Raw genomic sequence first — 13,974 nt, 5'->3', positions numbered from 1 at the left:
TGGTAATCTATCGATCATACTAACAACGTAATGTGATTTACTTTTTCCCAGATGCACAATTTTCAGCATCTGTTTTCCACAGTGATAGGAACGATTATGCAAGACATTAATTTAAGAACAAGCCTCGATAACTATTATCAGCAAATTAAGGCTGTCATAATTGATAAACAACACCCAATTTCAGGGTTATTGCCGGCTAGCACTGCAATAACTAACCATGGCAATTATCAAGATGCCTGGGTACGAGACAATGTATACAGTATTTTAGCTGTTTGGGGACTTGCGCTGGCGTATCGTCAATTAGATGATGACGGTGGCCGGGGGTTTGAGCTGCAACAGCGCACAGTGAAATTGATGCGAGGTTTACTGCGTTCAATGATGAGCCAATCGGCTAAAGTCGAGGCTTTCAAAAAAAGCCGCAGTCCAGAAGATTCACTTCACGCAAAATACGATACTGCCACAGGTGATAATGTGGTCGCTGATCACGAGTGGGGGCATCTGCAAATAGATGCAACATCGGTTTTTTTGTTAATGATGACACAAATGATTGCGTCTGGTTTAGAGCTAATATGGAGTGATGAAGAAGTCGATTTCATACAAAATTTAGTATTCTATATCGAACGGGCCTATCGCACGCCAGATTTTGGTATTTGGGAACGCGGTGCGAAATCCAATAGTGGTCATGTAGAATTGAATGCAAGTTCCTTAGGTATGGCAAAAGCGGCTTTAGAAGCGCTTTCCGGATTTAATTTATACGGCGCTAAGGGGTCACAAAGCTCGGTGATTCATGTGGTGCCCGATAATATCGCGCAGGCAAATATAACCCTAAGTGCCATGTTACCTAGGGAGTCTATTACCAAAGAAATTGATGCAGCTCTGTTAAGTGTTGTCGGTTTTCCTGCGTTTGCCGCTCCAGATAATCAGCTCGGTGATAAAGTACGCAAAAAAATTATCACAAAGCTTGAAGGCCGTTATGGCTTAAAACGTTTCTTACGCGATGGTCATCAAACGGTATTGGAAGATGAAGAGCGTTTACACTACGAAGAGCAAGAGCTTAAACAGTTTGAAGATATCGAATCTGAGTGGCCTTTGTTTTATGCGTATTTGTATCTGGATGCTATTTTTCGGGATGATAGAGAGCAGGTCGAGCATTATCGAAATCGATTAGACTCAGTTATGGTAGAACAAGATGGACATTTGCTGCTACCCGAATTGTATTATGTCCCCGTTGAGTCAATAGAAAAAGAACGGGAAAACCCACACTCTCAAGACCGCTTGCCAAATGAAAATATTCCCTTGGTTTGGGCGCAGAGTTTGTTTTTATTAGGTGCCATGTTAGAAGATGGTTTGTTGCGACCCGGTGATTTAGATCCTATCGGACGTCGTCATGTTAAACCTATTAAACAACCCGTTGTGCAACTGGTGTTTTTGGCAGAAGATGAAGCGTTACAGTCTGAATTAGCAGGTAGTGGGTTGATGACCGAAACTATCAGTGATATTTCACCGGTTAAAGTGTGTCTGCCAGAAGATATCGCAACTATGTATGCTCAGGTTGGTGCAAATGAATCTTTAGGCTTAACTGGCCGATCGTTTAGGATCCCTAAGAGTTTGACTACTAGCCGGGTTTACGTTCTAGGTAAATCTCGTTTCGTGTGTTTAACTCCTTCTTTTATTCAACAAGCCTTTTTCCTAAGCTATGACATCGACTTTTTGGTTAGACGTTTCAAAAGTGAACTGAGCTATTTGCATCGAAATTGGACTGAGACAGGCAGACCAACGGTAACAGTGATGTTAACTCATCAAATGCTAGATGCTGACAGAACGTCTTTATTCGAACTAATTAAAACGATTGATTCGGGTTATGTTGAGGGAATTCCAGTGAAATTGGGGACGATGGCCCAGCTAACGCCCACTGCAGCAATTGAGCGGTTTGATGATTTAAATGGCTATGAATTACCTGAAGAAATAGCCATAAGTGTCGCGCCATTTAGAACCACACTGATTTCAAGCAATTCTAATCTTCCACTCAATCAAAGTGAAGAGCTTGAATTATCCTTTATTACCGATACCCAATTATTAGCAGATAAGCTAGCTGCCTCTGATAATCTGTTCGAACAAATAGAAATTTTATCAGTATTGGTCAAACTTCAAGGGTTACACTCTACTATTACATACAGTGACAGCTGTTACCGTTTAATAGACGCTTTAGAAGAGGTATACAGCGAAGCTGGGCGTTTACGACTTTGGTCAGTGTTACGTCATGCCTCAGGTTTATTAGAAAAGGTCGATAGTGACCTTGGGTTAGTGGTAAGTGCTATTCTAGTAGCTCAAAAAAATATTCAAGTTGGACGCTCCTATACTGATGAATCCCTCATTTCGAGGCCGTTAACGGATGAAGAGTTAATGACAAAAATTCATCATTATTGCCGCGATGATGTGCGCGACCAAATCTTAACTCAGGAAGTTTTGTTATGCTTAGGTTTACTGATCAAAGCACGTCCGGAGTTATTCAGAGAGCTCATGACGATTCGGGTGAGTTACCTAATTATTCTCCTCACTAGTCAAATTGCCCGTTCCGAAAAATTAGCTACGGATGAAGCGTATGAAAATTTGATGGCGATGGCACCATCAGTGATCCAAGAACGCTTAGAAGCGGTATTGGAGGATTATCGATCCCTCTCTGATTTACCACAAAAAATGGAAATATTGCATGCTAAAGGGAGTTCAGACAAATTAAATTGGCAGCAAAACTTAGGACTTGAGCAACTCGCTACACCTAAAGACGGCTGGCTAGTTTGGCGACAGCATCAAGGAATTATTGATCGACGGTCAGCCTCATTTAATAAACAAATCTGGCGAATTTTACACCATACCACCGGATTAGTGATTGGTAACAAGATGGATCGCAGGAATCGAATAGATAGTGGTGTGGTATTGAGCGATATGACGCCTGGCGAAACCGCTTTCGCTTTAATAACGGAGCACATGTTGAATAACATTCAGGCTGCTGAATATCGTCAATTAACTATTGAATCATTAAATGCTATGGCGAGCTTTTTTGAACAAAATCCGAGTTTAAAAATTGATGAACCCATTATCGTTGATGCGGCTATTGGTCATGCTGTTAACTTAGCTTATCTTGATAAATATCCCGAACGGGCAAACAGTTATACTGAATATAAAAGTCAGGCATGGGAGTATTTTTATACAATTTCACCACAACAAACTACTGCATTTATTGTGTCAGCTTTAAGTATGTTGTTATCCGTTCGACCAAGCTCCGGTGAACAACCAGAGCAAGAAGTTGTGGCTTAGATTAAGAAAAGACGCAGACACAAAATATAGGTAAAGCGTTAAAAGGGCGGGGAATTTAGACAACTTAGCGGCTAAAAAAGTCAGTGATTAGGCATAGATTATTGTTGTTTTTCACGTTAATCTATTCTTTCAAAGAGAATTTTAACGGAGTTAAGATATGTTTAGTCACATTATGTTAGGGGCAAATAGCATAGAAGAATCGAAAGCTTTTTATGATGCTACTTTTGCTGCATTGGGCGTAAAACCCGGTGTTTTAGACCCTAAAGGACGTTGTTTTTACATTACCGATACAGGTATATTTGCCATCACTAAACCCATAAATGGTGAACCTGCGAGCCATGGCAACGGCAGTACGATTGGCTTTTCGGTAGAAAGTACTGAACAAGGTGATGCTTGGCATGCCGCAGGCTTAGCAAATGGCGGCACTGATTGTGAAGATCCTCCTGGTATACGTCAATCTCCCTCCGGAGACATGTATCTGGCCTATTTAAAGGATCCTGCTGGAAATAAACTCTGTGCTTTGAAGCGTATGGGCTAATTCATTAAATTTCAATGTATGTCTGTTGATTACAGCAGACATACATATATTTGCCACTTTAAATTCTTTAATTCATTATTTTTTTGGTAAATATTCTAAGCGTCACGATTTTTACCTTCCTTAGATTGTCAGTTTTTTTTACACATCAATTTTCTTAAATTTTCCCACCCTTGTAACCTTCTGTTTAATCGATTATTTTCGTTTTGGTCTGTATTGTGCTTAATTTTTGTACAAATCTCATGGTGTAGAGGTATTAATGGGTTTTTAGGGTAAAACTTTTAACATTTGATAAGGATTAATCTAATGAAACTAAGAAAACTTTGTTTGTCATTACTCATCGTCTCCTCTTTTAGTGCTAACGCTGGATTGTTAGGACTAGATTTAATTGAAACTGGCGATGATCCAATTGCAGATATTACCGACTCTTTGGTTGTTTCTGGCGGTGGTGTGAGTGTTATATCTGGTACTGAAACCTTTGTTGGAGCAATTGGTGACGGTATTGATAGTGACACGGCTCAGTCTGGCATCTTTTCAGGCGTTAATATTACAGACGGTGCTAGTACTGTTAGTATGGGTCAAGGGGCTGTATTAACCAGTGGTAGCGCCAATATACCTGATACCAACACGGCTACTGCCTTTGCTCCTTTTTTCCCCGGAACTGGAAGTGATGCTGACCTAAGTGCAATATTGGTTGATGCAGGAGCGCCATCAAGCGAGACTAATGATGTAAATTATATAGAGTTTGATTTTACCTTGGGGGCTGGTTTTAATGCTATCTCTTTAGATTTCATTTTCGGCAGTGATGAATTTCCAGATCAAGGGGTAACTGATGTGTTCGGGGTGTTTGTTGATGGGGTAAACTATGCGTTTTTTCCAGATTCAAGTTTAGTATCTTTTGTGCAAGGAGCTAATGCTAGTAACTTTTTAGATAACTCTGGGGGACTATTCGATATTGAGTATGATGGGTTTAGTCAAAACTTAAATTTGATTGGTCTGGTTGATGAAACTTTAACTGAACATACCCTAAAAATTGCCATTGCTGACACTTCAGACACTATTTTCGATAGTGGAGTATTTTTGAGTAACTTAACTGGAATTTATACTGATAATGACGGTGGGGTAAATAACCCTCCCTCTACCGATGTTGATGAACCCTTAGGGGCAATTTTATTTTTAAGTGGACTAGGCTTAATGATGAGATTAAGACGCCGAAACTGAATTTATTTGACCTAATAATTACGGGTAAATTGCTTAAAATGGAAAAGACCAAGTGTTAGCTTGGTCTTTTTTTTGCCTTTAACTTTAGCTGCATTTTTACATTAAAAATTAGCAGCAGACCCACCTTATTGTTTTAAATCAAATCAGGTTCAATTGAGTGATATCAGACAGTTGATAATTTTTAATCAAGGTTTTCGCCTTCTCAATGTCGGGTGAAAAGTACCTATCTTTATCATAAAATGGAACATCTGAACGGAGCAATTGTTTCACTTTTTCCAGTTGAATACTGGATTTTAAAGGTGCTCTAAAATCTACACCTTGGCTCGCTGCAAGCCATTCAATGGCCAAAATTCCAGCTACGTTATCGAATATATCTCGTAAACGACGGGCAGCAAAGGTGGCCATAGAGACATGATCTTCTTGGTTTGCAGAAGTAGGCAATGAATCAATGGATGCTGGGTGGGCGTAGGTCTTGTTTTCACTAGCAAGGGCTGCGCAAGTAACCTGTGCGATCATAAAGCCAGAATTGACGCCACCATTTTCAACCAAAAACGGCGGTAACCCGCTGAGATTGCTATCAATAAGTAATGCCATTCTGCGCTCTGCCAAGGAACCTATTTCACACAAAACAATGGCTAACATATCTGCCGTCATTGCCACGGTTTCCCCATGAAAGTTTCCACCGGATAATATATCGCCACTGTCAGCAAAAACCAGTGGATTGTCTGAAACGCCGTTGGCTTCAACCAGCAGGGTTTGGCTGGCAAACCGTATTTGTGCTAAACATGCCCCCATTACTTGAGGCTGACAGCGCAAGGAGTAGGGATCTTGTACCTTATTACAGCCCTGATGAGAGTTGCCAATGGTTGATGAGCCTAAAAGCTGCCTGTATGCGGCAGCAATATCGATTTGTGCTTGATGACCGCGGACCAAATGAATCCGTTTGTCAAAAGGCACTCGCGAACCCAATGCGGCTTCTACGCTTAAACTACCAATTGCAATAGCACTGTTTAGTGCATTTTCGGCGTAGAATAGACCTTGCAATGCAAAGGCTGTTGATGCTTGTGTGCCATTTAATAATGCTAGCCCCTCTTTGGGAGCCAATGAGATCTTAGATAATTTAGCAATTTTTAATGCGTCATCAGCAGAATATTTTTGGCCTTGGTAGAAAGCTTCGCCTTCACCCAAAAGTAAAGCGCTCATATGCGCTAGTGGCGCTAAATCCCCAGAAGCACCCACGGATCCTTTTTCAGGAATGGCAGGGTAGACTTGTGCATTAAAAAGGGTGATCAAAGCGTTAATAACACTTAATCGAATGCCAGAAAATCCCCTAGCTAATGAGTTTATTTTTAAAAACAACATTAAACGAACTGTGTTATCAGGCATAAAATTCCCAGTACCCGCTGCATGGGATAACACAATACTGCGTTGTAAGTCTTCTAATTCATGTTGCGGTATTTTTGTGTTGGCAAGTAGGCCAAACCCAGTATTAATGCCATATACTGTTTTACCCGTCGCAATCGTCTTTAATACGGTTTGTTCGGCTTTATTTATCTCTACTATGGCTGACTTATCTAATGTTATCTGCACTGGCTCTCGATGAACTTGCGCCAGCTGTTTAAGATTTACCTGGCCCGGTTTTAAGACGATTTTAGGCATGCTTGGCACCTTTTAACATAGGCAAATCTAGTTGTTTTTGTTGTGCACATTGAACGGCAATATCATACCCCGCATCCGCGTGACGCATTACCCCGGTAGCCGGATCATTGTGCAATACCCTTGCTATGCGTTGGTCAGCCTCTTTTGTGCCGTCACAAACAATTACAACCCCAGAATGTTGGCTAAATCCCATGCCAACACCACCGCCATGGTGCAAACTTACCCAAGTCGCGCCACTAGCAGTATTTAACATTGCGTTAAGCAGTGGCCAATCGGATACCGCGTCTGAACCATCTAACATGCTTTCCGTTTCGCGATTCGGCGAGGCGACAGATCCAGAGTCTAAATGATCTCTACCAATGACAATGGGGGCAGAAAGGGCACCTGAGCGCACCATTTCATTAAAGGCTAATCCCAATTTTTGACGTTGGCCTAAACCTACCCAACATATTCTTGCCGGCAGTCCTTGAAACTGAATACGTTGTTTGGCCATATCTAACCATTGATGTAAGTGGGGATCATCCGCGATCAACTCTTTTACTTTGGCATCGGTTTTGTAAATATCTTCTGGATCACCAGATAATGCTACCCAGCGAAATGGACCTATACCTTGGCAAAATAACGGTCGAATGTAGGCTGGCACAAACCCAGGAAAATCAAAGGCATTTTGCACTCCTGTTTCAAAAGCCATTTGACGAATATTGTTTCCATAATCCAGTGTTGCTGCCCCTTTCGCTTGTAACTTAAGCATTGCACTTACTTGAACAGCCATTGACTTTTTAGCGGCTAAAACTACTCTTTTTTCATCTTTTATACGCATTTTGGCTGCTTTTTCAAGGGACCAACCCTGAGGTAAATAACCGTTTAGGGGATCATGGGCACTCGTTTGATCGGTAACAACGTCAGGAATCGTATTTGAGTCCGCAATATCAGTGAATATATCGGCAGCATTCCCCAGCAACCCTACAGAGATTGCTTCGCCATTTTTATTGGCTTGTTGAATAAGTGCTATTCCATGGGAGAGGTCATTGGCCTTAATATCCAAATAACCGGTTTTTAGGCGAAAATCGATACGACTTTCATCGACATCTACCGCTAACATGGAAAAGCCCGCCATGGTTGCCGCCAATGGTTGGGCACCTCCCATACCGCCTAAACCTCCCGTCAAAATCCATTTGCCCTTAGCGTTTCCAGCGAAATGGGTTTTAGCAATACTGACAAAGGTTTCATAAGTACCTTGCACTATGCCTTGAGAACCTATGTAGATCCAAGACCCAGCAGTCATTTGTCCGTACATCATAAGGCCTTGCCTATCTAATTCATTGAAATGCTCCCACGTTGCCCAATGCGGAACTAAGTTTGAGTTAGCAATTAAGACTCTGGGGGCATTTATATGAGTTGGAAAAACACCTACTGGTTTACCACTTTGGATAAGCAATGTTTCGTCATCATTTAAGCGTTTTAGCACTTCAACTATTTTGTCGAAACAGGGCCAGTCACGTGCCGCACGTCCGATACCCCCATATACCACAAGTTCATGGGGGTGTTCTGCTACCTCGGGATCCAAATTGTTCATTAACATACGCATAGGCGCTTCCGTAAGCCAACTTTTTGCAGTTATTTGACTGCCTCTAGGGGCGTTTACAACACGGTTTGAATATCGTTTATTCATCGTTGACTGTCTCTTATTTATTTTTCGCAATTAGCAGTGGGGAAATCCAAATGACCACCTAGCCGATAACGATTTCCTGGGTGATAGAGATTGGCAAAACTAACGATGCCTTTGGCTGAAAATGTACGTCGTGAAACCAGTAAACAAGGCTGTTGCGGTGAAATAGATAATGCGTGGGCAACCTTAGTTGGTGGCAATAGTGCTTCGACAAAGTGCTCTGCTTCGGTTAACGGTGCTACCTTATTAAGATAGCGGTTGGCTGTAATCTTAGTGAAATCCTGTTCAATATATCCGCCGGCATAATTGGGATTCACTAATCGATCTTCGAGTTGAATTGGCGTGTTATTTTCCAAATGGATGATTTGTGTTTGGTAAATAGCATCATTTGTTTCTAATCCTAGTGTATGGGCCTGATGTGCATTGGCGAGGATTTGTTTTTGGAAAATGACGCGATTGGTGTAGCTATGTCCTCGGGTTAACACCTCATCATCAATACTAATAATTTTCAGCATAGAACTCATAGGGCGCTGGTCATTTACAAAGGTACCTAGGCCCTGGGATCGAAATAAAATCCCTTCATTAACTAACTCTGTCAGAGCTCGCCGTGCGGTCATTCTGCTTACGTTGAATTGTTCCGCCAACTTGTTTTCTGAGGGAACTTTATCTCCGCGTTGCATGCTGCCATCTTCGATTTGGGCTAACAAATGGGACTTGATTTTAATAAAATGTGATGCCATCAAAATGTTTATTTATTGTAAATTTAATGTATCTTACTTGTATATACAAGTTGTGGCAAGTACACTAATTATTCGTCTAGGGGCCTTAAAGTGAACTTATGTCAAAGCAATGCGATTACCTCATTTATAACGTTCAAATTGCTACCATGCTAGATGGCCCTGGGCCTTATGGAGCGATAGAGAACGGCTGTGTTGCCATAGACAATGGCAAGATCCAATATGTTGGAGCTATGGAAAATGTTGAAGCTAGTGCATTAAATACATTCGATGGTGGTGGAAAATGGTTATTGCCTGGATTTGTGGATTGCCATACCCACCTTGTATACGGCGGTGATCGGGCCAATGAATTTGATATGCGACTCAATGGCCTTAGCTATCAACAAATCGCTGAACAAGGTGGCGGTATTAAAAGTACCGTGGCTGCCACACGCAGCGCCACTGCAGAGACATTGTTAGCGTCCGCAAAAGATAGAGCGACGGCATTAATCAATGAAGGTGTAACCACATTAGAAGTGAAATCTGGCTACGGATTAGATATTAATACCGAAATAAAAATGCTTCAGGTGGCGAAAACATTAAGCGTTGTATTACCTGTGAATGTACTCACGACCTATTTAGGTGCACATGCTATTCCTGATGAATACACTGATGATCCAGATGGCTATATTGACTTCGTCTGTGGTCAAGTCATTCCTGAAATTAGTGCATTAAACTTAGCGGATAGTGTGGATATTTTTTGTGAAAATATTGGTTTTACGCCTGCACAATGCAAACGGGTATTCGAGACGGCTAAAAGGTTTGGACTAAATATTAAGGCACATGTTGAACAACTTAGTGATTTAAAAGGGGCTAAATTAGCCTGTGATTATCATGCCTTATCCGTGGATCATATTGAGTACCTTGCCCCTACAGATGTAAGTTACCTTAAGCAATCAAACACAGTGGCAGTGTTACTTCCCGGTGCGTTTTACTTTTTAAAAGAAAAGCAAAAGCCGCCTGTTGAAACTTTAAGACGCCTACAAGTACCTATGGCAGTCGCCACCGACTTGAATCCCGGCAGTTCTCCCATAGCTTCTATACTCACCTGCGCAAATATGGCTTGTGTGTTGTTTGAATTAACACCTGAAGAGGCCTTGCGCGCTATTACGATAAATGCCGCCAAAGCGTTAGGCTTAAACGATAGAGGACAAATATCACCCGGATGCCGAGCAGATCTGTGTTTATGGGATATTTCTCATCCTGCTCAACTTGTCTATACCATCAATCAATATAAACCGCTTATGCGATGGTTTGGAGGCCAACTTGTTTAGTCAAAATTCACATTTTCATTGGCAGGGACGAGTAGACAATGATGGCGGACGGAATAGTTATCGTTGGCATCAAGTGATGGAACAAAGCACCAGGCTAACAGATATCGCGTTACTGGGGTTTAACTGCGATCTTGGGGTGGCAGCCAATAAAGGAAGAGTAGGGGCGAAAGAGGGGCCTGATGCTATTCGTTCTAACATCTGTAGTTTTGCATGGCATCTAAATCATTCAATTAAAGACTTGGGAAATGTGCAACAACAAAACAATTTAGAAGCAACACAAGATCACTTTGCACAGCAAATTAACGGAGCGTTGAATTCTTCTAAATTTGTTATTGGCTTGGGGGGCGGCCATGAGATAGCGCTGGCGAGTTATGCTGGCTTGCGCAATTACCTGCGTGCAAAACCCAAAGCAAAAATCGGTATTATCAACTTCGATGCCCATTTTGACCTCCGAAAACCGTTACCTCACGCAAGTTCTGGCACACCTTTTTACCAAATAGCCCAAACCTGCGAGTTAGACTGTGAATCATTTCATTATATTTGTTTAGGAGTGGCCAAAGGGGCGAATACCCAGGTGTTATTTGATTGTGCGAATAGCCTTAAAGTGGGCTATTTATTGGATGAAGATTGTCAATGGAATACGGATTTGGTAAAAGCTAAAGGGTTGTTAACTCCCATGTTGCAGGGAGTTGATGAGGTCTATGTGACGGTTTGTTTAGATGCATTTCCAGCGGCATTGGCTCCTGGCGTTAGCGCGCCCAGTAGCTTGGGAATTTCCGTACCTTTTGTTATTGCGATTATACGTTGGTTATGTGAACAACAAGCTAGTCTAAATTTTAATTGGCGGTTAATGGATATTGCAGAACTGAATCCAAAATACGATATCGATGCACGAACCGCTAAATTAGCGGCTCGGATCTTATTTGAATCAGTTCATGCTAAGGCTGAAAGCGGTTTTGATCACAACTAACAACCCCAAATGTTAATTTAAGTTTTGTAGATACCAGTCTGCGACTATTTGACGTTCCTCGTCAGTCATTTTTGTTTTATTTAAAAATGGCATGTCACGCGTCACAAATACTCGTTGATAGATAACGCTCAATTTGTTTTCAACATCTTTCCAATCATCCATAACCAGCCCTAACGGCGGCGAAGGGAACATATCGTCAGTTGGGCTGGTTGAGTGACAAGATAGGCAGTGCTTATCTAAAATTTGTTTAACTTGGCTTAGACTAACTTGCTCTGTATTTTGCTGTGTTTTCTGATTATTGCTGTGTTCTGTTGCAAACATATTTGGGGCTGAGACCCAAATAGCAATTGCCAGCATGGCGACAGCGCCGCTAATCAAGATCGATGGTTTTACCACACCCAGATGTTTTAAATTGAAAAAATGTCTTATCCACGCCGAAACTACACACAGCGCAATCAACACTAACCAGTTTTGCTCGTGCAAATAGGTCATGGGGTAATGATTACTGATCATAATAAACAAGATCGGCAGGGTGAGGTAGTTGTTGTGAACTGAACGTAACTTGGCCTTTTCTCCCCAGCTTGGATCAACCGCTTGTTTGTTCTTCACTGCATCCACCATGGCACGTTGAGATGGCATTATCTGTAGAAACACATTAGCCACCATTATGGTTCCAATAAGCGCACCAATATGGATATACGCGCCCCGACCGCTAAACCATTGCGTGGCCAACCAAGCAGCAAGGGTTAATAATAGTAGTAGGAAAAACGCAAACGCCAGTGGATTTTTCCCTAATGGACTTCGACAAGCGACTTCATAAATCAGCATTCCACCAAATATTAAACCTAGTCCCATTAGTATGGCTTGGGTTTGGGTGAGCTCCATCACATTGGGGTCGATTAGAAATGCTGAGGCGCCAAAATAGTACACTAGGATGAGTAAACAAAACCCACTTATCCAGGTGGTATAAGCTTCCCATTTAAACCAATGTAAGGTTTCAGGCATTTTTTCAGGACCATATTGATATTTGGCCACTTCATAAAAACCTCCCCCATGGACGGCCCAAAGATCGCCTTTTATACCTTTGTCTTTTTTCCAATCTGGCGGAGCCTGTAAGTTATTATCCAACCAAATAAAATAAAAAGATGCACCAATCCAGGCCACCCCGGCGATGACGTGAAACCAACGAATAAACAGTGATACCCAGTCCATCCAAACCATTTAATTGCTCCTAGTGGGTTGTTTAAACACCGCTTTTCCAGCGATGTATGTGGCTTCAGTTGTGCGTTCATCTGCTAACATACTTAAAGCAAACAAAACATCAGAAGGTAGGTCAATTGACCCTTCTGAGATTAATGAATTTGTTCTAATTTCACTTAGTTGGCTAAATTTAGGATCCAGAATGACAAAATCTGCGTGGCTTCCGGGATTTAAATTACCAATATTGTGGTCTAAATTCAGCGCTGCAGCCGTTCCTTGTGTCATCATATAAAGGCCATTTAATGCTGAAAGTTGACTATGGTTGAGCTGGCAAACTTTATAGGCATCTCCCATCGTTCTAAGCATATTAAATGAGGTGCCTGCACCCACATCTGTGGCTAATGCAACGTTTACCGATGATTGCCTGGCTTTGTCAAGATTGAACAATCCACTGCCTAAAAACAAGTTTGAAGAAGGGCAAAAGGCGATAGTGGCGTCTGTTTGTGCAAGTAAATCCCACTCAGCTTGGTGTAAATGAATACAATGTCCAAACACGCTACCTTTTCTAACGAGATGATGGTGATCGTATACATCTAAATAGTGTTGATGTTGTGGATAAAGCTCTTTGACCCAAGCAATTTCATGGGTATTCTCAGATAAGTGCGTTTGAATATAGACATCGTCGTATTGTTGCGCTAATTCACCTAACGCAGCTAACTGACCTTCTGTACTGGTAGGAGCAAACCTTGGGGTTAAAGCGTATTTAGTACGATTTTTGTTATGCCACTTTTCAATTAACTCAGCACTATCTAGCTGAGCAGAAGTTGGGCAGTCTTGTAAGTCTTCTGGACAATTTCTATCCATACACACTTTACCAGCAATTAATGCCATTTGATGGGCTGTTGCTGCGCTAAAAAGTGCATCTGTGGCTTGTTTATGGACACTGGAATAGACCATGGCCGTGGTGGTGCCATTACAAAACAATTGGCTTAAAAACAATTCTGCCATGGCGTGTGCGTAATCATGGTTTTGAAATTTTGTTTCTGTGGGAAACGTAAAGTTTTGTAACCATTGGAGTAATTGCTCGCCATAGCTGGCTATCATTTCTGTTTGCGGAAAATGTAAATGGCTATCAATAAAGCCCGGTAACAATAGCTTACCTTGATAGTCATTAACCGGTAACGAAGAAAACTCCTCGGGTAGGGATGAATAATCACCCACTGAAGCTATTTTATCGTTACGCGTAACTAAATATCCATCTTTAAAGTACGCGTAACTCTGCTCTGGAGAGTCCGTGGCTTCTGGAAAGTGTAGAATGCTACTGCGAAATACTTGCAAATCTGAACTCATATTTA

Annotated in this window: 10 protein-coding genes; 5 read left to right on the top strand and 5 right to left on the bottom strand. The window is 41.7% G+C overall.

The annotated features are described in order from the left end of the window. Positions 1-96: 96 nt before the first annotated feature. From Q4574_RS04915 to Q4574_RS04905, 3 genes are all read left to right on the top strand, one after another. The gene (locus Q4574_RS04915; RefSeq protein WP_303472180.1) at positions 97-3,315 is read left to right on the top strand and encodes a glycoside hydrolase family 15 protein; all 3,219 of its coding nucleotides are present in this window, start codon (positions 97-99) and stop codon (positions 3,313-3,315) included. Between the two features lie 157 nt (positions 3,316-3,472). After that, positions 3,473-3,853, top strand: coding sequence for a VOC family protein (locus Q4574_RS04910; protein WP_303472178.1), 381 nt, complete (start codon positions 3,473-3,475; stop codon positions 3,851-3,853). Positions 3,854-4,156: 303 nt separating this feature from the next. After that, complete coding sequence (locus Q4574_RS04905) at positions 4,157-5,071, top strand: choice-of-anchor L domain-containing protein (protein ID WP_303472176.1); 915 nt, start codon at positions 4,157-4,159, stop codon at positions 5,069-5,071. Positions 5,072-5,209: 138 nt separating this feature from the next. Here Q4574_RS04905 and hutH read toward each other — a convergent pair whose 3' ends face one another. The 3 genes from hutH to hutC are packed head-to-tail and all read right to left on the bottom strand — an operon-like array spanning position 5,210 to position 9,139. Continuing rightward, complete coding sequence (hutH, locus tag Q4574_RS04900; protein ID WP_303472174.1) at positions 5,210-6,730, bottom strand: histidine ammonia-lyase; 1,521 nt, start codon at positions 6,728-6,730, stop codon at positions 5,210-5,212. Then, positions 6,723-8,402: a urocanate hydratase gene (gene hutU / locus Q4574_RS04895; protein ID WP_303472173.1), complete on the bottom strand. Its 1,680-nt coding sequence runs from the start codon at positions 8,400-8,402 to the stop codon at positions 6,723-6,725. Before hutU ends, hutH begins: the two co-directional genes overlap by 8 nt. A gap of 17 nt (positions 8,403-8,419) precedes the next feature. Further along, positions 8,420-9,139 carry a histidine utilization repressor gene (hutC, locus tag Q4574_RS04890; RefSeq protein ID WP_303472172.1) on the bottom strand — a complete coding sequence of 240 codons (720 nt, stop codon included), beginning with the start codon at positions 9,137-9,139 and terminating at the stop codon, positions 8,420-8,422. 98 nt (positions 9,140-9,237) lie between these two features. On the opposite strand from hutC, the gene hutI reads away from it, so the two are divergent. Both hutI and hutG read left to right on the top strand, forming a co-directional pair. After that, positions 9,238-10,449, top strand: coding sequence for an imidazolonepropionase (hutI, locus tag Q4574_RS04885; RefSeq protein ID WP_303472170.1), 1,212 nt, complete (start codon positions 9,238-9,240; stop codon positions 10,447-10,449). Next, positions 10,442-11,419 carry a formimidoylglutamase gene (gene hutG / locus Q4574_RS04880; RefSeq protein WP_303472168.1) on the top strand — a complete coding sequence of 326 codons (978 nt, stop codon included), beginning with the start codon at positions 10,442-10,444 and terminating at the stop codon, positions 11,417-11,419. The genes hutI and hutG overlap by 8 nt, the downstream gene beginning before the upstream one ends. A 12-nt stretch (positions 11,420-11,431) precedes the next feature. Here hutG and Q4574_RS04875 read toward each other — a convergent pair whose 3' ends face one another. Together Q4574_RS04875 and guaD are read right to left on the bottom strand one after the other, a co-directional pair. Continuing rightward, positions 11,432-12,640 carry a urate hydroxylase PuuD gene (locus tag Q4574_RS04875; protein ID WP_303472166.1) on the bottom strand — a complete coding sequence of 403 codons (1,209 nt, stop codon included), beginning with the start codon at positions 12,638-12,640 and terminating at the stop codon, positions 11,432-11,434. After that, positions 12,641-13,969 carry a guanine deaminase gene (gene guaD, locus Q4574_RS04870; protein WP_303472164.1) on the bottom strand — a complete coding sequence of 443 codons (1,329 nt, stop codon included), beginning with the start codon at positions 13,967-13,969 and terminating at the stop codon, positions 12,641-12,643. Positions 13,970-13,974 lie beyond the last annotated feature (5 nt).

Origin of the sequence: Aliiglaciecola sp. 3_MG-2023 (genome assembly GCF_030548205.1) — a bacterium.
Taxonomy (GTDB): domain Bacteria; phylum Pseudomonadota; class Gammaproteobacteria; order Enterobacterales; family Alteromonadaceae; genus Aliiglaciecola.
Note: the sequence above shows the minus strand (reverse complement) of the source record. Positions and strands in the feature narration are given on the sequence as shown.